Source organism: Luteimicrobium sp. DT211 (assembly GCF_049844995.1).
GTDB lineage: Bacteria > Actinomycetota > Actinomycetes > Actinomycetales > Cellulomonadaceae > Luteimicrobium.
Map to the genome: position 1 here is coordinate 289,327 of NZ_JBNCMC010000002.1, position 22,555 is coordinate 311,881.

General features: G+C 73.6%; 23 protein-coding genes. 12 read left to right on the top strand and 11 right to left on the bottom strand.

Annotation, left to right across the window (positions count from 1 at the left end):
* Window positions 1-9: 9 nt before the first annotated feature.
* Entirely contained in the window at window positions 10-354 is a 345-nt protein-coding gene (locus ACLQ14_RS05420; protein ID WP_425810686.1) for an RNA polymerase-binding protein RbpA, read from the bottom strand.
* Between the two features lie 222 nt (window positions 355-576).
* On the opposite strand from ACLQ14_RS05420, the gene ACLQ14_RS05425 reads away from it, so the two are divergent.
* The 4 genes from ACLQ14_RS05425 to ACLQ14_RS05440 are packed head-to-tail and all read left to right on the top strand — an operon-like array spanning window position 577 to window position 4,307.
* A complete protein-coding gene (locus ACLQ14_RS05425; RefSeq protein WP_425810688.1) occupies window positions 577-1,017 on the top strand; it encodes a helix-turn-helix transcriptional regulator in 441 nt (146 codons plus the stop codon).
* A gap of 10 nt (window positions 1,018-1,027) precedes the next feature.
* Window positions 1,028-1,441, top strand: a complete 414-nt coding sequence (locus ACLQ14_RS05430) for a VOC family protein (RefSeq protein ID WP_425810690.1) — start codon at window positions 1,028-1,030, stop codon at window positions 1,439-1,441.
* Window positions 1,438-3,792, top strand: a complete 2,355-nt coding sequence (locus ACLQ14_RS05435; RefSeq protein ID WP_425810692.1) for an ATP-binding cassette domain-containing protein — start codon at window positions 1,438-1,440, stop codon at window positions 3,790-3,792. Before ACLQ14_RS05430 ends, ACLQ14_RS05435 begins: the two co-directional genes overlap by 4 nt.
* A gap of 14 nt (window positions 3,793-3,806) precedes the next feature.
* On the top strand, window positions 3,807-4,307 hold the full coding sequence (locus tag ACLQ14_RS05440; protein ID WP_425810695.1) for a pyridoxamine 5'-phosphate oxidase family protein: 501 nt from the start codon (window positions 3,807-3,809) through the stop codon (window positions 4,305-4,307).
* Between the two features lie 23 nt (window positions 4,308-4,330).
* Here the strand turns inward: ACLQ14_RS05440 and ACLQ14_RS05445 are convergent, their stop codons facing one another.
* Both ACLQ14_RS05445 and aspS read right to left on the bottom strand, forming a co-directional pair.
* The gene (locus ACLQ14_RS05445; RefSeq protein ID WP_425810697.1) at window positions 4,331-6,025 is read right to left on the bottom strand and encodes a SulP family inorganic anion transporter; all 1,695 of its coding nucleotides are present in this window, start codon (window positions 6,023-6,025) and stop codon (window positions 4,331-4,333) included.
* Between the two features lie 132 nt (window positions 6,026-6,157).
* Window positions 6,158-7,471, bottom strand: coding sequence for an aspartate--tRNA(Asn) ligase (gene aspS / locus ACLQ14_RS05450; RefSeq protein WP_425810699.1), 1,314 nt, complete (start codon window positions 7,469-7,471; stop codon window positions 6,158-6,160).
* A 260-nt stretch (window positions 7,472-7,731) separates the two neighbouring features.
* Here aspS and ACLQ14_RS05455 point away from each other — a divergent pair, with 260 nt between their 5' ends.
* Together ACLQ14_RS05455 and ACLQ14_RS05460 are read left to right on the top strand one after the other, a co-directional pair.
* Window positions 7,732-8,199: an NUDIX hydrolase gene (locus ACLQ14_RS05455; RefSeq protein ID WP_425810701.1), complete on the top strand. Its 468-nt coding sequence runs from the start codon at window positions 7,732-7,734 to the stop codon at window positions 8,197-8,199.
* 20 nt (window positions 8,200-8,219) lie between these two features.
* Entirely contained in the window at window positions 8,220-8,624 is a 405-nt protein-coding gene (locus ACLQ14_RS05460; RefSeq protein WP_425810703.1) for a hypothetical protein, read from the top strand.
* A 104-nt stretch (window positions 8,625-8,728) separates the two neighbouring features.
* Here the strand turns inward: ACLQ14_RS05460 and ACLQ14_RS05465 are convergent, their stop codons facing one another.
* The gene (locus tag ACLQ14_RS05465) at window positions 8,729-9,109 is read right to left on the bottom strand and encodes a VOC family protein (RefSeq protein ID WP_425810704.1); all 381 of its coding nucleotides are present in this window, start codon (window positions 9,107-9,109) and stop codon (window positions 8,729-8,731) included.
* Between the two features lie 90 nt (window positions 9,110-9,199).
* On the opposite strand from ACLQ14_RS05465, the gene ACLQ14_RS05470 reads away from it, so the two are divergent.
* Together ACLQ14_RS05470 and ACLQ14_RS05475 are read left to right on the top strand one after the other, a co-directional pair.
* Entirely contained in the window at window positions 9,200-10,066 is an 867-nt protein-coding gene (locus ACLQ14_RS05470) for a GNAT family N-acetyltransferase (protein ID WP_425810706.1), read from the top strand.
* Between the two features lie 474 nt (window positions 10,067-10,540).
* Window positions 10,541-11,047 (top strand): GNAT family N-acetyltransferase, encoded by a 507-nt coding sequence (locus ACLQ14_RS05475; RefSeq protein ID WP_425810708.1) that lies wholly within the window; start codon window positions 10,541-10,543, stop codon window positions 11,045-11,047.
* Here the strand turns inward: ACLQ14_RS05475 and ACLQ14_RS05480 are convergent.
* Window positions 11,004-11,588 carry a cysteine hydrolase family protein gene (locus tag ACLQ14_RS05480; RefSeq protein ID WP_425810710.1) on the bottom strand — a complete coding sequence of 195 codons (585 nt, stop codon included), beginning with the start codon at window positions 11,586-11,588 and terminating at the stop codon, window positions 11,004-11,006. The two genes, ACLQ14_RS05475 and ACLQ14_RS05480, sit on opposite strands and share 44 nt — an antisense overlap.
* A gap of 223 nt (window positions 11,589-11,811) precedes the next feature.
* On the opposite strand from ACLQ14_RS05480, the gene ACLQ14_RS05485 reads away from it, so the two are divergent.
* Window positions 11,812-12,939 carry a tyrosine-type recombinase/integrase gene (locus tag ACLQ14_RS05485; protein WP_425810712.1) on the top strand — a complete coding sequence of 376 codons (1,128 nt, stop codon included), beginning with the start codon at window positions 11,812-11,814 and terminating at the stop codon, window positions 12,937-12,939.
* Here ACLQ14_RS05485 and ACLQ14_RS05490 read toward each other — a convergent pair.
* Window positions 12,911-13,840 (bottom strand): cupin domain-containing protein, encoded by a 930-nt coding sequence (locus ACLQ14_RS05490; RefSeq protein WP_425810714.1) that lies wholly within the window; start codon window positions 13,838-13,840, stop codon window positions 12,911-12,913. The genes ACLQ14_RS05485 and ACLQ14_RS05490 overlap by 29 nt on opposite strands.
* 120 nt (window positions 13,841-13,960) lie before the next feature.
* Here ACLQ14_RS05490 and ACLQ14_RS05495 point away from each other — a divergent pair, with 120 nt between their 5' ends.
* Complete coding sequence (locus ACLQ14_RS05495; protein WP_425810716.1) at window positions 13,961-14,506, top strand: DUF1772 domain-containing protein; 546 nt, start codon at window positions 13,961-13,963, stop codon at window positions 14,504-14,506.
* A 46-nt stretch (window positions 14,507-14,552) separates the two neighbouring features.
* Here the strand turns inward: ACLQ14_RS05495 and ACLQ14_RS05500 are convergent, their stop codons facing one another.
* From ACLQ14_RS05500 to ACLQ14_RS05510, 3 genes are read right to left on the bottom strand one after another with little or no spacing between them, the layout of a single operon-like run.
* Window positions 14,553-15,113 (bottom strand): DUF6328 family protein, encoded by a 561-nt coding sequence (locus tag ACLQ14_RS05500; RefSeq protein WP_425810718.1) that lies wholly within the window; start codon window positions 15,111-15,113, stop codon window positions 14,553-14,555.
* 9 nt (window positions 15,114-15,122) lie between these two features.
* The gene (locus ACLQ14_RS05505; RefSeq protein WP_425810720.1) at window positions 15,123-15,839 is read right to left on the bottom strand and encodes a response regulator; all 717 of its coding nucleotides are present in this window, start codon (window positions 15,837-15,839) and stop codon (window positions 15,123-15,125) included.
* The gene (locus ACLQ14_RS05510) at window positions 15,832-17,094 is read right to left on the bottom strand and encodes a sensor histidine kinase (RefSeq protein ID WP_425810722.1); all 1,263 of its coding nucleotides are present in this window, start codon (window positions 17,092-17,094) and stop codon (window positions 15,832-15,834) included. The genes ACLQ14_RS05505 and ACLQ14_RS05510 overlap by 8 nt, the downstream gene beginning before the upstream one ends.
* Window positions 17,095-17,259: 165 nt before the next feature.
* Here ACLQ14_RS05510 and ACLQ14_RS05515 point away from each other — a divergent pair, with 165 nt between their 5' ends.
* Both ACLQ14_RS05515 and ACLQ14_RS05520 read left to right on the top strand, forming a co-directional pair.
* Window positions 17,260-17,826, top strand: coding sequence for a hypothetical protein (locus ACLQ14_RS05515; RefSeq protein ID WP_425810724.1), 567 nt, complete (start codon window positions 17,260-17,262; stop codon window positions 17,824-17,826).
* Window positions 17,827-17,874: 48 nt separating this feature from the next.
* Window positions 17,875-18,147 (top strand): DUF7218 family protein, encoded by a 273-nt coding sequence (locus ACLQ14_RS05520; RefSeq protein ID WP_425810726.1) that lies wholly within the window; start codon window positions 17,875-17,877, stop codon window positions 18,145-18,147.
* Here the strand turns inward: ACLQ14_RS05520 and ACLQ14_RS05525 are convergent.
* On the bottom strand, window positions 18,133-20,940 hold the full coding sequence (locus tag ACLQ14_RS05525; protein ID WP_425810727.1) for a cation-translocating P-type ATPase: 2,808 nt from the start codon (window positions 20,938-20,940) through the stop codon (window positions 18,133-18,135). The genes ACLQ14_RS05520 and ACLQ14_RS05525 overlap by 15 nt on opposite strands.
* 83 nt (window positions 20,941-21,023) lie before the next feature.
* A complete protein-coding gene (gene phoA / locus ACLQ14_RS05530; protein WP_425810728.1) occupies window positions 21,024-22,484 on the bottom strand; it encodes an alkaline phosphatase in 1,461 nt (486 codons plus the stop codon).
* Window positions 22,485-22,555 lie beyond the last annotated feature (71 nt).

The following is a 22,555-nucleotide window of genomic DNA, read 5'->3' on the forward strand; positions in this document are numbered from 1 at the left end:
GGCGTCCGGTCAGGCGCTGCGGCGGAGCTTGCCGGCGCGCAGGAGCTCGAGACGCTCGTCGAGGAGCTCCTCGAGCTCCTTGACGGTGCGACGCTCCAGGAGCATGTCCCAGTGGGTGCGCTGCGGCTTGGTGGCCTTGGCCTCGGGGCGCTCGGCGTCGCGCAGGAGCGCCTCCTCGCCGCACCGGCACTCCCAGGTCGGGGGCACCTCGGCCTCGACGGAGAACGGGAGGATGATGGTGTGCCCGTTGGGGCAGTCGTAGTGCGCCTGGAACCGGGGGGCGAAGTCCACGCCCTCGTCGGACTCCATGCTCTTCGCGCCGATGCTCATGCCGCGCAGCGAGCGGTCTGCCATGTCGTCCTCCACAGGATGGTCGGGTCGGTGCCGTCGGTCGGTACCAGATCAGCGCGGGCCGGGTCGGGCCCGCGGGTGCGACCACGACCGGGATACGGTCGGGGCGCACAAGCCTTCGAGGGTACCAACTCGTAACCTTGCCGGAGTGTTCCGTCCGGCGCACGTCGGGTGGTGAAGGTCCGGTGAAGGTCGGGACGTCCCGCGCCGTGGCAGGATCGGAACGTGGCCACCACGGGGGACGAGGACCGGCGTCGCACGCTCGTGCTCCTGCGCCGGGTGCGGGACCGGATCGACCGCGAGTACGCGCAGCCGCTCGACGTCGAGGAGCTCGCGCGCGGCGTGCACCTGTCCGCGGGGCACCTGAGCCGGCAGTTCAGGGCGGCGTTCGGCGAGTCGCCGTACAGCTACCTCATGACCCGGCGGATCGAGCGCGCGATGGCGCTCCTGCGCCGCGGCGACCTCACGGTCACGGAGGTCTGCTTCGCGGTGGGTTGCTCGTCGCTCGGCACGTTCAGCACGCGGTTCACCGAGCTCGTCGGGATGGCGCCCAGCGTGTACCGCGAGCGGGAGTCCGGGGCCACCGAGGGCATGCCGTCGTGCGTCGCGAAGCAGGTGACGCGACCCGTCAGGAATCGAGAAGCGGCGCCCGCCGCCCGCCCGTAGCGTGACCGGCATGGACATCACGATTCACTCCGCGCTCCTGCCCCAGGACGATCCCGAGGCCGCACTCGCGTTCTACCGGGACGCGCTCGGCTTCGAGGTGAGGAACGACGTCGGGTACAAGGGGATGCACTGGATCACCGTGGGCCCGGCCGGGCAGCCCGAGACGTCGATCGTCCTGTACCCCCCGGAGGCCGCCCCGGGCGTCACCGACGACGAGCGCCGCACCATCACCGACATGATGGCCAAGGGCACGTTCGCGTCGATCAACCTGGCGACGTCCGACGTGGACGCGCTGTTCGAGCGGGTCCAGGCGCGCGACGTCGAGGTCGTGCAGGAGCCCACCGACCAGCCGTACGGCGTGCGCGACTGCGCGTTCCGCGACCCGTCGGGGAACCTCGTCCGGATCCAGCAGGCGGCACGATGACGGAGCTCGCGGACAGCCACGACCGGATCCGGGTCCACGGGGCGCGGGTCAACAACCTCAAGGACGTGTCGGTCGAGCTGCCCAAGCGTCGCCTCACCGTCTTCACGGGACTGTCGGGGTCGGGGAAGAGCTCGCTCGTGTTCGGCACCGTCGCGGCCGAGTCGCAGCGGCTCATCAACGAGACCTACAGCGCGTTCGTCCAGGGCTTCATGCCCACCCTCGCCCGGCCGGACGTCGACGTCCTCGACGGGCTGACGACGGCGATCGTCGTCGACCAGGAGCGGATGGGGGCGAACCCGCGCTCCACGGTCGGGACGGTGACCGACGCGAACGCGATGCTGCGGATCCTGTTCAGCCGGCTCGGCCGCCCGCACCTCGGGTCGCCGCAGGCGTTCTCGTTCAACGTCGCGTCCGCGAGCGGCGCCGGCGCGATCACCGTCGAGCGGGGAGCCGCGACCGCGAAGCAGCGCGCCGAGTTCCACGTGGTCGGCGGCATGTGCCCCCGGTGCGAGGGGCGCGGCACCGTCCAGGACTTCGACCTCACCGCCCTCTACGACGACGCCAGGTCGCTCAACGAGGGCGCCCTGACGATCCCCGGCTACACGATGGACGGGTGGTACGGCCGGATCTTCCGCGGCTGCGGGTTCTTCGACGCCGACACCCCGATCCGGGACTTCACGAAGCGGCAGCTCCACGACCTCCTGTACAAGGAGCCCACGCGGATCAAGGTCGAGGGCATCAACGTCACCTACGAGGGCCTGATCCCCAAGATCACCAAGTCGATGCTCTCCAAGGACGTCGACGCGATGCAGCCCCACATCCGGGCGTTCGTCGAGCGGGCGGTCACCTTCACGACCTGCCCCGAGTGCGACGGGACGCGGCTGAGCGAGGGCGCCCGGTCCTCGAAGATCGACGGCGTGAGCATCGCGGACGCGTGCGCGATGGAGATCCGGGACCTCGCCGGGTGGGTGCGCGGGCTCCGGGAGCCCTCGGTCGCGCCGCTGCTCGGGGCGCTGGGGGAGACGCTCGACTCGTTCGTCGAGATCGGCCTCGGCTACCTCAGCCTCGACCGCCCGTCGGGGACGCTGTCCGGGGGCGAGGCGCAGCGGACCAAGATGATCCGCCACCTCGGCTCTGCGCTCACCGACGTGACCTACGTGTTCGACGAACCGTCGATCGGGCTGCACCCGCACGACATCGTCCGCATGAACGTGCTCCTGCGGCAGCTGCGTGACAAGGGCAACACCGTGCTCGTCGTCGAGCACAAGCCCGAGATGATCGCGATCGCCGACCACGTGGTCGACCTCGGCCCCGGCGCCGGCTCGGGCGGCGGGCAGATCGTCTACGAGGGGACGCTCGACGGGCTGCGCACCAGCGGCACCCTGACGGGCAAGCACCTCGACGACCGGGCGACGCTCAAGGCGTCGGTGCGTGCGCCGTCGGGCGCGCTGGAGATACGGGGCGCGAGCACGCACAACCTCCAGGACGTCGACGTCGACGTCCCCCTGGGCGTGCTCGTCGTCGTGACCGGGGTCGCGGGGTCGGGCAAGAGCTCGCTGATCACCGGGTCCGTCGTGGGACGGGATGGCGTCGTGCACGTCGACCAGACCGCGATCCGCGGATCCCGGCGCAGCAACCCGGCCACCTACACGGGCCTGCTCGACCCGATCCGCAAGGCGTTCGCCAAGGCCAACGGCGTCAAGCCCGCCCTCTTCAGCGCGAACTCCGAGGGTGCCTGCCCCACGTGCAACGGCGCCGGCGTCGTCTACACCGACCTCGGCATGATGGCCGGTGTCGCGACCGTCTGCGAGGAGTGCGAGGGCAGGCGCTTCCAGGCGTCCGTGCTCGAGTACCACCTGGGCGGCAAGGACATCAGCGAGGTGCTCGGCATGTCGGCGTCCGACGCCGAGGCGTTCTTCGCGGCGGAGGAGTCCCGCGTGCCCGCGGCGCACACGATCCTGGGGCGGATCACCGACGTCGGGCTCGGGTACCTCACGATCGGACAGCCGCTCACGACCCTGTCCGGCGGCGAGCGCCAGCGGCTCAAGCTCGCCACGCACCTGGGCGACAAGGGCGGCGTGATCGTCCTCGACGAGCCCACCACGGGGCTGCACCTCGCGGACGTCTCCCAGCTCCTCGGGCTCCTCGACCGGATCGTCGACTCGGGCAAGTCGGTCGTCGTGATCGAGCACCACCAGGCCGTCATGGCGCACGCCGACTGGATCATCGACCTGGGGCCCGGCGCGGGGCACGACGGCGGCCGCGTCGTCTTCGAGGGCACGCCCGCCGACCTCGTCGCCGCGCGGGCCACGCTCACCGGCGAGCACCTGGCGCAGTACGTCGACGCATGACGAGAGGGAGAGGCATGGAACCGCACGAGATCACCGAGATCCTGGACCGACCGGCCAGCCGGGAGCTCCTGGCCCGGGATCTGACCCGCCTGGCCTACGTCGCCGAGGACGGCACGCCCCGCAACGTCCCGATCGCCTTCAGCTGGAACGGGTCGCAGCTCGTCATGTGCACGCCGCCGAACGCGCCCAAGCTCCGCGCGCTCCGCGCCAACCCGGCCGTCGCCCTCACGATCGACACCGAGGTCCACCCGCCCCGGATCCTGCTGATCCGCGGCCGCGCAGAGCTCGACCACGTCGACGGCATCCCCGACGAGTTCCTCGAGGCCAACACGACGTACGAGATGACCGCCGAGCAGCGCGTGACGTGGGAGGCCGAGGTGCGCTCGCTCTACCGCGACGGGATGGTCCGCGTCGTCGTGACCCCCACGTGGGCCAAGCTGATCGACTTCGAGACGACGCTGCCCAGCGCGGTCGAGGAGCTGGTCCGGCAGCGCGAGGGGCGCGAGCACGGCTGAACGGCGCGCCGCCACGCGGCGGGCTACAGCGGACCGGCTTCCGCGGCTCCGTGGTTCTCGCGTCCCGGCGTCGACATCGCGGCAACGGCCCGGTGGACGTTCCCGTGCACGTGGTCGGTGCCGATCCTGTCGAGCACGCCGTCGCGCTGGAGGGTGCGACGCACCGCCGGACGCACGCCGGCCAGGCGGAGCTCCACGTCCAGCTCCCCGGCGACCCGCGCGATCTCCGCCATGGTCGCGGAGCCCTGCGCGTCGATGAAGGTGACTCCCGCCAGGTACAGGACGACGGCGCGCACGCCCGGGGCGGTCAGGGCCGCGCGCACGCCGTCCTCGAGCGTGTCCGAGGTGGCGAAGAAGACGCCGCCCTCCATCCGCAGCACCACGACGCCGGGGACGGTCTCGTCGCCCGGATGCTCGTCGAGGTCCCGGAACACCTGAGTGCCCTCCTCCCGACCCAGGGCGGTCAGCCGGGGGTGGGTCGCGACGTGCACGAGCCAGAGCAGCGAGAGCGCGATCCCGACGACGACGCCGGCCAGCACGCCGAGGACGAGGGTCGCGACGATCGCTGCCACGGCGACCCAGAAGTCGATCCGCGAGACGCGTCGCAGGCGCCGCATCTCCGGGAGGTCGATCATCCCCATGATCACGGCCTCGATGATGAGCGCGGCGAGGACCGGCTTCGGCAGGGACGAGAAGATCGGGGCGAGGACGAGCAGCGCCAGCAGGACCACGACGCCCGACGTCAGCGACGCGAGCCCCGTGCGGGCGCCGGAACGGTCGTTCAGAGAGCTCGCCGACAGGCTCGTGGACACGGGCATCCCCTGCAGCAGCCCCGCGCCGACGTTGGCCGCCGACTGGGCGACGGTGTCCTGGTCGACGTCGACCTGGTAGCGGTGCTTGGCCGCGAATGACCGGGCGTCGCCGGCCGTCTGCGAGAAGCCGATCATCACGAGCGCGAAGGCCGCGGCCAGGACCGACCCGGCGTGGTCCGCGAGGAGGCCGACGTCGGGGACCTCGACGGACGGCAGTCCGCGCGGGATGTGCCCGACGAGGGCGACCCCGTGCCCGCCCAGGTCGAACAGCACCGACGCCAGGAGACCCCCCACCACGAGCACGAGCGCGCCCGGGACCCGCGGCGCCACCCGTCGGAGGCCGAAGACCACGACGAGGGCGCACGCGCCGACCACCGCCGTCGCCACGTGCAGGTCGCCGAGCCCGGTCACCCACGACCACAGCTCCCGGAACGACGTCTTCCCCTCGGCCTCCGTCCCCGTCAGCTTGGGAAGCTCGCCGATCACCACGTCGACCGCCGCACCGAACAGGAAGCCCGTCACCACGGCGCGCGACAGGAACTGCGAGAGCCAGCCCATCCGGAACACGGCCATCACCAGGAACAGCAGCCCTGAGGTGAGCGTGATGCCCGCGACCAGCGTGGCCACGTCGTCGGCGCCGGTCACGCCCGTCGCGAGGACCGCGCCTCCCGCCACCGCCGCGAGCCCCGAGCTCGGGCCCATCGAGATCTGACGACAGCTGCCGAGGACGGCGTAGATGATCGCGCCCGCCGCGGCGGCGTACAGGCCGTTCTCCAGGGGAACGCCCGCCACCCCGGCGTAGCCCAGGTTCTTCGGGATGATCAGCGCGGCGACGACGACGCCGGCGATCAGGTCGCCCCGGAGCCACGCTCGGCGGTAGGTCCGCAGCTGGTCGACGAGAGGCACGCGAACGCGGCGACGACCCGTGTCACCCGACATCGCGCCATCGTCCGACGCGGGGAGGTGGATCCGCACCACCCGGCGGGGGGTGGGGAGCGGTGACCTCGGCGCGCCTACTGGGTCCCGGTGCCGCGCGTCCTACGGCTCCAGCCGGTGCAGGTCGCGGGGGAAGAGGGTGACCTCGCGGACGTTCGCGGCACCGACGAGACGGGCGACCCAGCGTTCGAGGCCGATCGCGAAGCCGCCGTGCGGCGGCATCCCGTGCGCGAAGGCCTCGAGGTAGGTCGCGTACGACGCCGGTGACTCGCCGCGCGCCTCGAGCGCGGCCACGTAGTCCGCGTGCCGGTGGAGGCGCTGGCCGCCCGTGACGAGCTCGACCCCGCGGAACAGAAGGTCGAAGCTGTTGGTCCACGGGCCGCCCTCGACCGGCTCGCCGGTCCAGCCGTGGGTGTAGAACGGCCGCTTGCGCAGCGGGTAGCCCTCGACCGCCAGCAGGTCGCTGCCCAGCTCCTCCCTGGCCCAGACGCCGAGCGCGCGCTCGTGCTCCGGTGCGAGGTCCGGCTCGTCGGGCGCGGCGCCGACCCGGCGCAGCGCCTCGGCGAAGTGGACGACCGGGATCTCGGCCGGGACGACGGGCAGAACCAGCCCGAGCCGGTCGAGGGCGCCGGGCGCGTGCTCCCGCACGGCGTCGAACATCCCCGCGAGGACGTCGCGCAGCACGTCGAGCACGTCCCGGTGGTCGCGGACGAAGCCGAGCTCGACGTCGAGCGACACGTACTCCGCCAGGTGGCGCACCGTGTCGTGGGGCTCCGCCCGGAAGACGGGCGCCACCTCGTACACGCGTTCGAACACGCCGACCAGCTGCTGCTTGTAGAGCTGCGGGCTCTGCGCCAGGTAGGCGGCGCCGCCGAAGTAGTCGACGCCGAACACGTTCGCGCCCGACTCGGACGCCTGGGCGACCAGCTTGGGGGAGTGGACCTCGGTGAACCCGGCGTCGTCGAGCGTGCCCCGGAAGCCCCGGAGGCCGGCGGCCGCGATCTCCCAGACGGCTCGCCGTCGCGGGTGCCGCCAGGTGACAGCGGCGTGGTCGAGCAACGTCGGCAGCCCCGCGTCGAGCGTCGGGCGCCACAGCTCGACCGGTGGGGTCTGCGCCGGCTCGGACAGCAGGACGATCCGCGGCGACGTGATCTCCACGCCGCCCGACGCCTGCGCGTTCGGCGTCGCGCGGCCGGTCACCTCGACGACCGTCTCCTCGGGCGGAAGACCGCCGTCGGGCAGCTCGTCCGGGCGCACGACCACCTGGGCGAGCCCGGACCGGTCGCGCAGCACGAGGAACGCCACCGTCGCGAGCTCACGCCGACGGTGGACGTGCCCCCTCAGCGTCACGGTGCTTCCAGGCTCCGCGGCGCCGAGGTCGGCGGCCAGGGTGCGGGCGGGTGCGGGTGGTCTCATCGTTCCTCCAGAGCGTCGAAGCCCGGGAGGTGTGGGCGGGGGCTGGGTCGCGGTGCCACCACACCTTCGCCGGCGGTCCTGTCGATGCCGCCGGCCTCTCGTCGGTACGCCGGACGCGCGGGCGACCGCCTGCCCGCGCTGACGCTCGGGCCGAGGGTCGTCACGCCTCGCGGTCACCGACGTCGAGCCTACGGCGGGCCCCGGACGACGACCACGGAATTCCGGCCCGTGGCCCGGCCCACTCCCGTAACGTCGGCACCGTGGCCCGCATCGACTACATCGACGACCCGAACGCCCCTGCCATCACCTCCGTCGTCCCGTCCGTCGTGGCTGTCGTCGAGGAGGACGGCGCCGTCCTCCTCATCCACAAGACCGACAACGACCTCTGGGCGCTCCCGGGCGGCGGACACGACCCGGGGGAGACCATCACCGACACCGTCGTCCGCGAGGTCAGCGAGGAGACCGGCTACGACGTCGAGGTCACCGGCCTCGTCGGCACCTACACCAACCCCGGCCACCGGATGGCGTACGACGACGGCGAGGTCCGCCAGCAGTTCTCGATCTGCTTCACCGCCCGCCTCCTCGGCGGCCAGGCACGCACCAGCCCCGAGAGCAAGGCCGTCGCCTGGGTCACCCCCGACCACGCCGCCCGCCTCCCCATGCACCCGTCCATGCGCATGCGCCTCCGGCACGCGCTCGAACGCCGCCCCGCCCCCTACCTCGGGTAGCGCCTGGCGTGGGAAGCATCGTGACCACGCTCCGGCTCGACAACATCGGCATCGTCGTCGACGACGTCGCCGCCACGACCGCCTTCTTCACCGACCTCGGGCTCGAGGTCGTGGGGGAGACCACCGTCGAAGGACCCTGGGTCGACCGCGTCGCCAGCGTCGGCCACGTGGCGCTCGCGGTCGACGACGTCGACGCGGCGGTCGCCGTCGCCCGCTCCTACGGGGCCACCCTGCTGGGGGACGTCGTCCAGTACGAGGACAGCACCGGCTCTGCTTCCTGCGCGGCCCTTCGGGCATCATCGTCACGCTCGCTCAAGAGCTCGGCTGAGCGCCGGTGCCGATCCTGCCGAAGGAACGCGACCGCCCGGCTCGTCACCGTGCACCGCGGGGAACCCTCTCGCCCTCTGGGCCACGACGACAGGTAGGTCGGTGAGGCTCGTCGAGCCGCCACGATCCGTTGTCTGAAACGCCGGCGGACAGCAGATGGTGGCGGCTCCGCGAACGCCGCCCAGGACGGAACGCTGCGCCGTCAGTCGTCGTCCGTGACGTCCTGGACGGTGCGGGGGAGCAGGCAGAACTCGTTGCCCTCGGGGTCCGCGAGGACGACCCACGGCACGTCCGTGCCCTGCCCGACGTCGACGCGGCGGGCGCCCAACGCGAGCAGCCGGTCGAGCTCGGCCCGGGTGGTCGTGCCGTCGGCCCGCAGGTCCAGGTGCAGGCGGTTCTTGACGACCTTGCCCTCCGGGACGGCCGCCACGTCGATCGTCGGCCACGACGCGTCCTCGGCGCCGATGCTGACGAGGTCGCCGTCCCGCTCCACGACGCGCCAGCCGAGGACGTCGCACCAGAAGGCGGCGACGACCTCCGCGTCGGAGGCGTCGATGGCGATGGTGACGATCCGGCTGGTCATGGGCCCATCCTCCATCGCGCTCGAACGGTCGTCACGGGGCGCGCGGAAAAGCCGTGGCGCCCGCCGGCGGGCGCGCGGTGTGATCGAGACATGGCGACGACGCTGGACCGACCCGGGACCGCCGACCTCGACGAGGCGCTGAGCGCCTTGCGAGGCTGGCAGCAGGACGGCACCGCGCTCCAGCTCCACCCGGGCGACGTCGGCTGGCGGGTGCGGATCGGGGCCGACGCCGCGACCGCCGACCTGCGGACCTGGCGGCGCGAGGGGACGGTGGTCGCGCTCGGGATGCTCGACGGGCGCGTCCTGCGGCTGGCTCTAGACCCGGCTGTCTGGCGGGACGAGCCGCTCGCTCGCCGGATCGTCGCCGACCTCGCCGAACCGGGCAGTGGCGTGCTGCCGGCGGGGGAGGCGTCCCTCGAGAGCCCGAACGGCAGCGCCATCCACGACCTGGCGCTCGCGAACGGTTGGGATGCGGGGGAGTCGTGGACCCCGCTGCGCCGGGACCTCTCCGCGGAGGTCGAGGAGCCGGGCGTGCGGGTCGAGGCGGTCGGACCGGAACGGGTGTCCGTGCGGACCGCGGTCCACCGGGCATCGTTTCCCGGGTCAACCTTTGGCGACAACGCGTGGCGCACGATGGCCGCCGGGTCGGCGTACGCGGACGCGCGGTGCCTCGTGGCGTTCGACGACGACGGAGCCGCGGTCGCCGCCGCGACGGTGTGGTCGGCCGGCCCGGGAAGGCCTGGACTGCTGGAGCCGGTGGGAACGCATCAGGATCATCGCGGCCACGGGTACGGCAGGGCGATCAGCGTCGCCGCGGCGCGGACGCTCCAGGAGCTCGGTTCGTCCAGCGCGATCGTCTGCACGCCGACGGCCAACGAGGCTGCCGTCGCGACGTACCGGGCGGCGGGCTTCGTGCCCGAGGAGCTGCGACTCGACGCCACGCGACGTGCCCACTGAGCGATCTGTCGGCGCTCGCCTGCCGCGCCGTCCTCATGTCGTGGCATGGACGGTGCATGTGTGTGCTGTCACACTTCCCATGACGCGGCTCCGAGTGGAGCCCGTCAGGGGATGCGGAGAGACATGAGTACTCGATCAGATCCAATGGAACGACGACCGCCGGGATTGCTTCTCCCAGTCTCAGCGTGGTCCGTGGTCCTGGTCGGCTTCCTGCTCGGATACCTCGTGACTCACAACCCGGGCTGGGTCACCTTAGGAGCCGCCTTCGCACTGGTCGGCGTCTACCTGCTCGTCGTCCGGCTACGTCGACACGACTAGGTGCACGACCCATCGAGCCTGAAGTTAGCCCCTCTACGAGGACCGACGGCCGATCCGATAATGTACGTTATGTCATTATGCGTCAACGAGCGGCCCCTACCGGCGCAGTGTCGCCCCTCTCGAGCCCCACAGGCGCCCGATGCGACGATGAACGACGTGCCACCGACCTCCGTCCTCGCGATCACCGACCCGACCGCGCGCGACCTCGCGTCCGCCGCGGGGATCTGGGCACGTGCGACGGCGCGCCGCGACGACCTGGACACGCCGGAGCCCTGGGAACGCAAGCTCGCCGGCATCACAGCGCGTCTGGCATCGCCTGGAGCCGTCTTGTTCGTCGCGACCGGTTCGCACGGTCCGACGGGATTCGCCGTGGCGGCTCCTGAGGGGCCCCGCGGCGAGCTGTCCTACCTCGCGGTCGACCCCCGCGCCTGGGGCCGCGGCACCGCGGCGACGCTCCTCGCCGAGGTCGAGCGCTGGGCCGCGACGCTCGGGCTCGACCAGCTCGCGCTGTGGGTGCTCGCGGACAACACCCGCGCGCACGACGTCTACGCGCGCAACGGCTGGGTGTCGACCGGCGAGCGTCAGCACGCCGCGCCGTCCGGGCGGCGCGAGCGACGCCTCACGCTGGCACTGGCGGGGCGTCCGACACGGTCTCGAAGCTGACGTCGGCCGTCGTGACTGTCCCCGCTCGGCGTCCCGGCGCCCGGTGGTTTTCCCAGTAGAGGTTGGTGTGCGCGATCACGAGGTCAGGCGTCGGGGCCCCGAACTCCGAGAGGTCCTCGGTGGTGTGCGCGTCCGACACGAGCGTCGCGTCGTAGCCGCGCGCGATCGCACCGTGGAGCGTCGACCGGATGCACTCGTCGGTCTGCGCGCCGGCCACGACCAGGCTGCCCACGGCCAGCGCCGCCAGGCGCTCTTCCAGATCCGTGTCCTCGAACGAGTCCGGGTATTCCTTCTGGACGACCGGCTCGCCGTCTGCCACGGACAGCTCGGGCACGATCCGCCACCCCTCGCCCCCGCGCGGCATGGCCCGCGGATCCGAGTGCTGGACCCAGACGACAGGCACGTCGGCGGCTCGCGCCGCGTCCACGAGGGTCGCGACGTTCGCGACCACGTCGTCGCGGCGGTAGGCCTCGCCCACCACGCCGTTCTGGACGTCGATCACCAGGAGCGCCGTGCGGGACCGGTCGGTCAGCGTGCTCATGAGTACTCCCCTTCGAGTCGGGCTGCGGGACACCGCTGTACCTGCCCGACGCTACGACTCGCCCCCGACACGCGTCTCCGGCGAGCAATGTCCGATAGATACCATTTTGTATGTCTCAACTGAACGGTTTCGCAGCGCGGCAGCGGCGCCCGCGCGAGAGCGTGCGCCCGCGATGTCGGACCCGTCCCTTACGGTCGTCCCGTCCCACCGCACAGGAGGTCTCGTGGCAGCGCCACCCCGCGTCGTCAGGCTCACCGTCGCCGAGGCGGTCCGCCGCTACCGCACGGTCGTCGACTCGGAGACCCTCCGCGGCATCCTCTCCCCCACGACCCGCGACACCTACACGCGCGACCTGCGGGAGTTCTCCGTCCTCGCGGGACCCGACCGCGTCCTCGACGACATCTCCGGCGAGGACCTCGACGACGTCCTGGTGCGGTACCAGGTCGCGCCCGACGCCCGCTACAGCAACCCGGCAGAGAAACCGGGCGGACCAGGCAAGTCGACCGCCAGCGTCAACCGATTCCGGCAGTCCGTCTCGCGGTTCTTCACGCATGCGACCAAGCACGCCTGGGTGCAGGCCAACCCGTTCCTCTGGGCCGCTCCCCCGGCCCGGACGCGCGGCGGGCTGCGCGTCGAGCGCACGGCGCTCCCGGCGTCGTCGGCGCGGGCGCTCCTCGACGTGACCGAGGACGCCGTGCGTGAGCAGCCCGCGCGCCGCGACCAGGACCTCGCGCTCCGCGACCGGCTCGTGATCGCGCTTCTCCTGGTGCTCGGCCCGCGCGTGTCCGAGCTGGTGCGCGCCGACCTGGACGACGTCGTCCGCGAGCCCGGCGCCGCGCGGTGGCGGATCCGCGGCAAGGGCGGCGCCGTGCGGACCGTGAGCCTCTCGGCGCCCCTCGAGGTCGCGCTCGGCGACTACCTCGCGGGCCTGCGCCCGTCGCTCCTGGCCCGGGGCGACGCGTCGCCGGACGCCCAGCGCGCGCTCCTGCTGAGCTGGCGGGGACGGCGCATGGACGCCCAGTCGGTGCGGGCGCTCCTGACCCGCGCGATGCGCCGCGTGCCCGGCGACCTGCGCCGCGGCGCGACCCCGCACGCGCTGAGGCACACGACGGCTACGCTGCTCGTCGCGCACGGCTGGGACGTCAAGGTCGTCGCCGAGCTGCTCGGGCACGCGTCGATCGCCACGACCGGCGTGTACCTCGACCGGATCGAGGGCGAGCTCGCCGCCGCGATCGCCGCGCACCCGCTCACGCTGCGGTCGGAGGCACCGGGCGGCGAGGCACCCGCCGACGCGGCGCCCGAGGACCCCGACTGGCTCCCGTTCAGCGAGCCCGGTACTGCTGCGGGCTGAGCCCGTGCACGCGCTTGAACGCGGCGCTGAGGGCGAACGGCGTCGCGTACCCGACGCGCCGGGCCACCGTCTCGAGCGTCGCGTCCGACGACGTCAGCAGGTCCGCCGCCGCGGCCAGGCGCACGCCCGTCAGGTAACCCAGCGGGGCCTCACCGACGAGCTCGCGGAACCGTCGCGCGAACGCCGCCCGCGACATGCCCGCCCGGGCCGCCAGCACCTCGACCGTCCACGGGTACGCCGGGTCGTCGTGGATCCCCGCGAGCGCCCGCCCGACGTCGGGGTCGTGTGCCGCGCGCAGCCAGCCCGGGCGGTCCGCACCGGGCAGCGCGAACCAGTCGCGGAGCGCGGTCACGAGCAGCAGGTCGAGGACCCGGTCGAGCACGACCTCCTGCCCGGGCTCGTCGCGGGTCAGCTCCTCGTCGAGCACGTCGACGAGCCGCCGCGCCGCCCCGGTGGGTCCGAGGACGGCGAGCGGCGGGAGGCCGGCGAGGATGCGGCGGCTGGTGGCGTCGGGCAGCGGGTAGGTGCCGACGAGCATCCGAGCCTCACCGGGGAGCGCGTTGCCCCACGCGCGCAGCCCGAGGGTCATGCGCTCGGTCATGGGCTCCCCCTCCGGCGACCGGCAGACCTGTCCCGGGTGCACGACGACGTCCGGCGGGGTCGCGGGGGCGTGCGCCATCGTGTACGGGACGGGACCGGGGACGACCACGATGTCGCCGGGGCCGAGGACGACCCGGGGGCCGGCGTCGGACTCGAACGTGGCGGTGCCGTGGGTGACCGCGACGACCGTGGCGGGTGCCTCGTCGGCGACGCGCACGGACCACGGCGGGTCGAACGACGCGCGCAGCAGGAACGCCCCCCGCGCGCGGGGACCGTCGAGGAGCGCGGTGAGCGGGTCCACCTCGTCACCGTAGACGCTCGCGCATGCCGTCGAGCGCCCCGGCCATGTCCGCGCGTCGCGCGGCCCGGTTGACTCGAGGCAGGTGGTCACCTGGACCGCCACAGCCTCGAAGGAGTCACCGTGCGTCCTCTCACCGCCGTCCTGACGGGTCTCACCGTCCTCTCCGCCGGCGCGATGGCCGGCACGTTCTTCGCGTTCGCGGTGGGGGTCATGCCGGGGTTGTCGGCGTCGAACCCGGCGACGGCGGTCTCGGCGATGCGCCACATCAACGCCCGGATCGAGAACCCCTTCTTCCTCGCCGTGTTCATGCTCGTCCCGGTGTTCGCCGCGGCCGCCGGGTTCCTCGCGCTGCGCTCCGGTCAGCGCACGGCGGGCCTGCTGCTGCTCGTCGCCGCCGCCGTCTACGTCGTCGGGACGATCGTCACGACCGGGGCGGTGAACGTCCCGCTCAACCAGTCGCTCGCGGCCGCGTCCCCGCACGCGGACCCGGCGACCGTGTGGGCCGACTTCATCGGCCGCTGGAACGCGGGGAACGTCGTCCGGACCCTCGCGTCGAGCGCGACCCTGGTGCTCGCGGCGGCTGCCTTAGCGGCGAGGTCCGCGGCCCCGAAGGCGTCAGCGGCCGCGGAGCTCGTCACGAACGCGGTCACCGCCGCCGCGCGCTGAGGCCGTCCGTCGCCGGGGCGCCGCCGCGCTCGGACCCGTGCAGCGCTCAGACCGGTGTCGGGAGCGAACCGGGCGCCGACCGGCGGGCCACCGACCACGGCAGCACCACCCAGAGCCCGACCAGCCAGCACAGCGCGAGGCCACCCGCGACCGCTCCGACAACGGGTGAGACCACGACGTCGAAGAGGAAGAAGACGCAACCCACGATGGTCAGGCCGAGCGCGAGCAGCCCGAACCGGGCCAGCCGGTGGCCCAGGACCACGGTCTCGCGCTTGAGCCGCCGCCGGAACAGGAAGCGGTGCAGGCTCACCGGGGCGACGAGCAGCCCGGTCGCCGTCGTCGAGAGCGCGACCAGCACCAGGTACGTCACGACCTCGAGGTCGTCGAGCCGCCCGAACCGCTGCTGGAACGGGACCGTGAGGAGGAAGCCGGTGAGGATCTGCGCGCCGGTCTGGGTGACGCGGAGCTCCTGCAGCAGCTCGTTCCAGTTCCGGTCCAGCCGCTCGGCGACGGTCTCACGGCGTCCGGCGTCGTCGGGCGCCCACGGCCCCTCGTCGGGCCTCGGGTCCCCGGCCGTCACGCCGTCGGCCGCAGCGTCGTCGCTCACGAGTCCACGCTAGCCGTCCGCCCGCCCCGAAGGCATGACGAGGCCTGTCTCGTACGCCAGGACCACCAGCTGCGCCCGGTCGCGCGCGCCGAGCTTCGTCAGGAGCCGGCTCACGTGCGTCTTGACGGTCGTGAGCTCCACGACGAGCTCGGCGGCGAGCTCCGCGTTCGACCGGCCGCGCGCTACCAGGGCGAGGACCTCGCGCTCGCGGTCGGTGAGCCCGGCGAGGCGGTCGTCGTCGGCGGGGGCGGGCGGGCTGGGCGCCTGCCGGACGAACGCGGCCACGAGCCGCGTGGTGACGCTCGGCGCGAGGAGCGACTCGCCCGTCGCGACGACGCGGATCGCCTCGAGCAGCCGCTCGGGGGGCGTGTCCTTGAGGACGAACCCGCTGGCACCCGCACGGAGCGCCTGGAAGACGTGCTCGTCGTGGTCGAACGTCGTCACCACGAGCACCCGGGGCCCGTCGGGCTCGCCCGCGAGGTAGCGGGTGGCCTCGAGCCCGTCCATGACGGGCATCCGCAGGTCCATGAGGACCACGTCCGGGTGGAGCGCCCGCGCCTGGCGGACGGCGTCCGCGCCGTGCGACGCCTCCCCCACGACCTCGAGGTCGGGCGCCGAGCCGACGAGTGCCCGGAACCCCGCGCGGACCAGGGCCTCGTCGTCGACGACGAGCACCCGCGTGACTTCGGGGGCCACGTGGGCCACGGCCTCGCCCAGGTCAGGCATCAGGACGCCTCTGTTGTCCGGCACGCGCCCCAGTATGGGGTGCCGCGGTCGGGTCCGCCGGGACGTCGGGCCCGAACACGGCCCGCACGCGCCAGCCGCCGGCGTCCGTCGGACCCGCGTCGGCGTGGCCGCCGTGCAGCTCGACGCGCGCGCGGATTCCGTCGAGGCCGAGCCCGGACCCGGCGAGGTGCGTCCCCGGCCTCCCGCGAGCGCCGGTGTTCTCCACGACCACGACGAGCGGGTCGGCCCGCTGCAGGACGACCTGGACCTGGGCCCCGGGGGCGTGCTTGACGACGTTCGTGAGCGCCTCCTGGACGACGCGGTACGCCGAGGTCTCCAGCAGCCGCTCGTAGGTGGCGTCGCCGTCGACGTGGAGCTCGACGTCGACGCCCGTCCCGCGGACCGATGTGACGAGCGCGGGCACGTCCGCGAGCGTCGGCTCGACGGTGCGGGGTTCGGTCCCTCCGACGTCCCGGAGGCCGGCGAGCACGTCCCTCAGCTCGGTCAACGCCCGGCGGCTCACGTCCTCGATCGTCGCGAGGGCGGTGCGCGCCTGCTCCGGGTCGTCGTCGAGCAGGACGCGACCCACGCCCGCCCGCACCGCGACGAGCGAGAGGGTGTGCGAGACGACGTCGTGGACGTCGCGGGACACCCGGAGCCGCTCCTCGGCGCGGATCCGCGCGTCCGCCTCGGCCGCGAGCCGTCGTTCCTCGGCCGCGAGTGCCGCCGCGAACCCGCGGCGGGTGCGCACGACGTCCCCGAGGAACCACCCGACGCCGGCGACCAGCAGCTGGACCAGGTCCTGGTCGCGGTCGGGCCACAGGTGGAGCGCGACGAGGTCTGCGGCTGACACGACCGCGGCGGCCACGCCCACCGCGACGACGGCGGTGCGGCGGGGCAGACGCGAGGCGCACGCGTAGGCGGCGACGCCCAGCGCGGGGCCGAGGTCGCTCACGAACGGGGTCACCCGCACGCCGGTGAGCGCCGCGGCGACGAGGCCCGCGGAGACCAGGCCGAGCGCGACGACCGGGGCGCGTCGGGCCCAGGCCAGCGGTGCGGCGACGAGTAGGCCCAGGAACGGCGTGGCGACGGGGTGGGCGTCGGACGGCGGCGAGAGCAGGACCGGCAGCGTGAACAGTGCGAACGACGCGGCGGCCACCAGGACGTCGAGCCACGGGCCGGGCCGGAGCCGCCCTGCGGGCGGACGCACGGGGCCTGGGGCGACGTCGTGCGCGGGGGCGTCCGGGAGGGTCATGGCACCGACCCTAGGGCGGCGGACCTGCGGCGTCGTCCTCCTCGAGGACGACGGGCCGTGTCGTCCTCGAGGAGGGTGGCCGCCCGCCGTCGTCCCCCGGGACGACCCCACGATCCGTCCGCGAGCACGACGCGCGGGCCGATGGCCGGGCGGGAGGCTCGAGCCATGAACACACCGACCCGGCTCTCCCGCCCGATCGTCCTCACGTCCGTCGCGCTGTTCGCCGCCGGGCTGCTCTCCGGGGCGGCCGTCTACGCCCGCCGCACCGAGGCCGTGGAGGTCCACCACGGCGACACGTCGGCCTGGACCGTGCACCTGGTCCTCACGGCGCTGGCGGCCGTCGTGGTCGCGGTGCTCGCGGTCCGCGGCCGTCTCGTCCCCGCCGTCCGGGCGCCGTTCACCCGGGCCGCGGCCGGGCGTGTCCGGCTGACCCTGCGCGAGGCGGTCCGCAGCCCGGGCGCCGCGGTCCGCGCCGTCGTGGCGCTGCCCTTCACGGCGATCTTCCTGTACGAGTTCTACCGGGCGGGCGAGCAGGTGATCGCCGGGCTCGACCCGAACTTCACGGCGAACGCCTGGGGCGGCCCGTCCTACCTGGGCGCGATGTACTGCCACTACCTCGACGCCGCCCTGCTGGCGACGGTCGCCGCCCTCGCCCTGCACGGGCTGCTGCTGGGGCGAGGCTCGCGTCGCGCCGCCGTGCGGACGTCGTCGGACGTGGGCATGGTGGAATGACCGCCCGACGACGGCGGACCGCATCCATCGCTACCGGAGGAGGCAGCCATGCCAGGCAAGCGCAGCCCGGGACCCAGCGTGAAGGACAAGAAACTCTACGAGGAGCTCCGCGACGAGGGGAACTCGAAGCAGAAGAGCGCGCGCATCGCCAACGCAGCGGCCGGCAGCTCGCGCTCGAAGGTCGGGAAGAAGGGCGGCAGCTCCCCGTCCTACGAGGACTGGACCGTCACCGACCTGCGCAAGCGGGCCGCGGAGATCGGGATCGAGGGGCGGTCCACGATGAAGAAGGCCGAGCTGGTCAAGGCGCTACGCAACCACTGATCGCGTCGGCGCTCCCGACGGCGCGCGACGGATCGTGCGCCGTCGGGACACCGCCTTGACCCCCTCGACGAACAGGAAGACCGCGACGGCGAGGACGAGCGGCACCCACCAGCCGCGCCAGCCGACGGACGCCGAGTCGAACAGCGTGTGCATGAACGGCGCGTACACGAACACGAGCTGCAGGACGACGAGCGCGCCGGACGAGATCCACAGGACGCGGTTGCCGCGCAGCACGTCGAGGGTGAGGCTCGAGCGGTTCAGGAACCGGCAGTTGAACAGGTAGGCGAGCTGCCCGAGGACCAGCGTCGTGACCGCGGTGGTCTGGGCCTGGGCGACGCTCATGTGGCCGGACCGCTCCGTGAAGAACACGACGAGGGTCGCGCCGCCGATCACCGCGGACACCAGCAGGATGCGGCCGAGCTCCGCCCGTCCGACGAGCGAGGCGTCCGGGTCGCGCGGCGGACGCGCCATGACGCCGGGCTCCGCCTTCTCGTACGCGAGCGCCAGCGACAGCGTCACCGCGGTGACCATGTTGACCCAGAGCACCTGGACGGGCGTGAGCGGGAGCGTCAGCCCGAACAGGACGGCAACGAGGATGACGAGCGCCTGCGCGCCGTTGGTCGGCAGGAGGAACAGCACGGACTTGCGGACGTTGTCGTAGATCCGCCGCCCCTCCTCCACGGCCCGCTCGATCGTGGCGAAGTTGTCGTCGGCGAGGACGACGTCCGCGGCCTCCTTGGTCGCCTCGGTGCCCTTGATGCCCATCGCGACGCCGACGTCCGCCTGGCTCAGCGCCGGGGCGTCGTTGACGCCGTCGCCGGTCATGGCGACGACCTGGCGGTGCGCCTGCAGGGCCGAGACGATGCGGATCTTGTGCTCGGGGCTCGTGCGCGCGTAGACGTCGACGTCCTGCACGACGGCGCGCAACTGCTCGTTCGAGAGCGCCTCCAGCTCGGCGCCGGTCAGGACCGTCGGGGTCTCGGCGTCGGCCCCGCCCGGCCCGAGCCGGCGCCCGTCGGCGTCGAGGATCCCGAGCTCCTTGGCGATCGCGACGGCCGTGCCCGGGTGGTCCCCGGTGATCATCTTGACCGCGATGCCCGCCCGGTGGCAGTCCGCGACCGCCTCGACGGCCTCGGGCCGCGGCGGGTCGACGATCCCGACGAGGCCGCACAGCTCGAGGTCGCGGAGGTCGTCGTCGGACACCTGGCCGGCGCCGGCTGCGGCCTGCCGTCGCGCGGCCGCGAGCACCCGCAGGCCGCGAGCGCCGAGCGCGTCCACCTGCGCCTCCCAGAACGCGGCGTCGATCGGCCCCGGCGTCCCGTCGGGCCGCACCTGGCTCGTGCACCGCGCGAGCACCCGGTCCGGCGCGCCCTTCACGTGCACGACGGCGCCGCCCGGCCCCGCGTCGAGCGTGGCCATGTACTTGACCGCCGAGTCGAACGGCAGCACGGCCACGCGGTCCCAACCCGCCCCGTCCTCGCCCGCCTTGAGGGCGAGCGTGCGCAGCGCGCCCTCGGTGGGCTCCCCGACGAGCGCCCAGCCGTCCGCGCCCGGCACGACCTGCGCGTCGTTGCACAGCGCGACCGTCTCGACGACCGCACGCAGGTCGGCGTGCCCGCCCAGCGGGGCGGCGCCCCCGCCCGGGCCCGTGACCGCGCCCTCCGGGTCGTAGCCGGCGCCCTCGACGTCGAACGTCCCGCCCGCGGTCCGCACGACCCGCGCCGTCATCTCGTTCTTGGTCAGCGTGCCCGTCTTGTCCGAGCAGATCGTCGTGACCGCGCCCAGCGTCTCGACCGACGGCAGGCGGCGGGTGATCGCGTTCCGCCGCGCCATCTGCTGGACGCCGAGCGCGAGCGTGATCGTCACCAGCGCCGGGAGCCCCTCGGGGACGGCGGCGACCGCGAACCCGATCGACGCCGACAGCAGCTCGTCGACCGAGAAGTCGTGCAGCGTGTGGCCGATCACGGCCATGACCACGCCGAGCACGAGGATGAGGAGCGCGATCGCCGTGCCGAAGCGCGCCAGCTGCCGCGTGAGCGGCGTGGAGAGGTCGTCCGCCTCCGCGACGAGCCCCTGGATCCGGCCGAGCTCGGTCGCGGCGCCGGTCGCGACCACCACGCCCGAGCCCGTCCCCGCGACGACGATCGTCCCGGAGAAGAGCATGCTCGTGCGGTCCCCGACGCCGGCCTGCGGGTCGACCGGCCGCGCGTCCTTGGCCGCGGGCTGCGACTCGCCCGTGAGCGCCGACTCCTCGACGCGCAGGCTCGTCGCCTCCAGCACCCGGACGTCGGCGGGCACGCGCTCCCCCGGTCTGACCCGGACCACGTCGCCCGGGACCACCTGCGCGGCGTCTACCGTCGCCCACGACCCGCCCCGCCTGACCTCCGCCGACGGCGAGAGCATCTGGCGGATCCCGTCGAGCGCGCTCTCGGCACGCCCCTCCTGGATGAACCCGACCGCCGCGTTCACCACCGCGACGAGCAGGATGATCGTGAAGTCGATCCACTCCCCGAGGATCGCCTTGAGCCCCGCCGAGACGAGCAGCACGTAGACGAGCACGTCCTGGAACTGCGCGAGCACACGGCGCCACAGCGGGGGCCGCTCGGGCGGCGGGAGCTCGTTCGGCCCGACCTCGGCGAGCAGGCGCGCCGCAGCGGCGGCCCCGAGGCCGTCCGGTCCCGACCCGAGGTCGGCGGCCACCTCGGCCGCGGGACGCGCCCACGGCGAGGAGCCGGGGGCACCGGGCGCCGTGGCGCTCGCGGACGCTGGATGCGGGGCGGGGACGGCGGTCACGCCCTCATTCAAGTCCGCACGACGGAGGCCCGCACCCGGCGCCGAGGACGACGCCGGGTGCGGGCCCGGGACGGGACTTCCCGTCAGTGCTGCGAGCCCTGGCCGTGGCCGTGGCCGTGCGAGCCCGACGGGCGCGAGTCCAGGCGCAGCGCGTCACGGATCGTGAAGAACAGGTCCGTCTGGTCGGTCAGCCCCACGACGTTCGCCGCGCGCGGACCGTAGCCGGCGACCCGCACCTGGGTGCCCGTGTGGTCCTGCGAGCCGCCCTCGTCCGCCGTCCCGTACGCGACCGTCAGCGGCTGGTCGTCCGCCGTCACGAGCGTCCGGGTCAGGCCCGGCGTCGTCGTGCCCGGGTAGACGATCTGGCTGGAGTGGCCGTGGTCCGCCGTCACGACGACGAGCGTGTTCCCGTCCTTCTTCGCGAACGCGAGCGCGGCCTGCACGGCCTCGTCGAGGTCGACGGTCTCGCCGATCTGGCCGCACGGGTTCGCGGCGTGGTCCTGCTTGTCGATGCTCGCGCCCTCGACCTGGAGGAAGAAGCCCTGCTTCGAGCGGCGGTCGTCGAGCAGCGCGATGGCCTTCGAGGTCATGCCGGCGAGCTTCGGCTGGGTCGCGGGCACGCTCGGGTTCGCGGTGCAGCGGACCGCGGTCTCGGCGCCCCCGGTGTGCGTGGCAAGCGGCCCGGCCCAGCGCGTGGCGAAGTTGCCGTCGGCGAACAGGCCGAGCACCGGGCTCTTCTGGTCGGCCTTCCTGATCTTCGCGAGGCTCGCGGCGTCCGTCACGACCTGGTAGCCGCGCGTCTTCGCCTGGTCGAGGAGCGTCTGCCCCTTCCACTGCCCGGCCTTCGCCGACTCGCGGAACGAGGCCGCGCCGCCGCCGAGCGTGACGTCGGGGCGGGTGCCGAGGAGCTGCTCCGTGATCGAGCCGGCGCCGCCGTTCTCGAGCGCGTTCGCCGGGCAGCTCTTCGACGTCGACGACGGCGCGTAGCAGCCGCGCTCGGAGACGTGCGCGACCTGCACGGCCGGGGTGGCGTCCTGGATCTCGGCCGTGGTCACGTCGCCGGTGCGCAGGCCGCCCGCCTTCGCGAGCTCGAGAAGGCTGCGCTGCGCTGCGCCGTCGATGTCGACGGAGATCGCGCCGTTGTAGGTCTTGGTGCCCGTCGCCCAGCCGGACCCCGAGGCAGCCGAGTCGGTCACGTAATCGGGCCGGCCGTTGCTCCGGTCGAGCGCGTAGGTCGTGTACTGGCCGGTCAGCGGCAGGGCGTCGATGCCCGGGAGGCGCCCCGCGGCGCCGTACTGGTAGTCGCGCGCCAGGGTGATCTCCGAGTCACCCATCCCGTCGCCGATGAGCAGGATGACGTTGCGGGCCGTGCCGCCCTCGATCTCGTGCTTGACGGCCGAGGACCGGTCCCCGTGGATCCGTCGCGCGTCGCCGTTCCCGGTCAGATCGGTGCCCACCGCGGTGGCGGCCGTCGCGGCGACGGCGAGCCCCCCGACGAGTGCCATGGCGAGGCCGGCGCGGCGGCCGGCGCGGGTCATGTGCATGATGTCCCTTTCGACTGGTCGGTACGGCAACGTCTGCCGCCCGGCCAGTCGAACGGACCGGGGTGTCGCGG

What these genes read in the sequence shown, in the direction of transcription:
- ACLQ14_RS05420 (WP_425810686.1), bottom strand. Translation starts at nt 354, where the DNA reads ATGGCAGACCGCTCGCTGCGCGGCATGAGCATCGGCGCGAAGAGCATG.
- ACLQ14_RS05430 (WP_425810690.1), top strand. Translation starts at nt 1,028, where the DNA reads ATGGACATCACGATTCACTCCGCGCTCCTGCCCCAGGACGATCCCGAG.
- ACLQ14_RS05435 (WP_425810692.1), top strand. Translation starts at nt 1,438, where the DNA reads ATGACGGAGCTCGCGGACAGCCACGACCGGATCCGGGTCCACGGGGCG.
- ACLQ14_RS05440 (WP_425810695.1), top strand. Translation starts at nt 3,807, where the DNA reads ATGGAACCGCACGAGATCACCGAGATCCTGGACCGACCGGCCAGCCGG.
- aspS (WP_425810699.1), bottom strand. Translation starts at nt 7,471, where the DNA reads ATGAGACCACCCGCACCCGCCCGCACCCTGGCCGCCGACCTCGGCGCC.
- ACLQ14_RS05465 (WP_425810704.1), bottom strand. Translation starts at nt 9,109, where the DNA reads ATGACCAGCCGGATCGTCACCATCGCCATCGACGCCTCCGACGCGGAG.
- ACLQ14_RS05470 (WP_425810706.1), top strand. Translation starts at nt 9,200, where the DNA reads ATGGCGACGACGCTGGACCGACCCGGGACCGCCGACCTCGACGAGGCG.
- ACLQ14_RS05480 (WP_425810710.1), bottom strand. Translation starts at nt 11,588, where the DNA reads ATGAGCACGCTGACCGACCGGTCCCGCACGGCGCTCCTGGTGATCGAC.
- ACLQ14_RS05505 (WP_425810720.1), bottom strand. Translation starts at nt 15,839, where the DNA reads ATGCCTGACCTGGGCGAGGCCGTGGCCCACGTGGCCCCCGAAGTCACG.
- ACLQ14_RS05510 (WP_425810722.1), bottom strand. Translation starts at nt 17,094, where the DNA reads ATGACCCTCCCGGACGCCCCCGCGCACGACGTCGCCCCAGGCCCCGTG.
- ACLQ14_RS05515 (WP_425810724.1), top strand. Translation starts at nt 17,260, where the DNA reads ATGAACACACCGACCCGGCTCTCCCGCCCGATCGTCCTCACGTCCGTC.
- ACLQ14_RS05520 (WP_425810726.1), top strand. Translation starts at nt 17,875, where the DNA reads ATGCCAGGCAAGCGCAGCCCGGGACCCAGCGTGAAGGACAAGAAACTC.
- phoA (WP_425810728.1), bottom strand. Translation starts at nt 22,484, where the DNA reads ATGCACATGACCCGCGCCGGCCGCCGCGCCGGCCTCGCCATGGCACTC.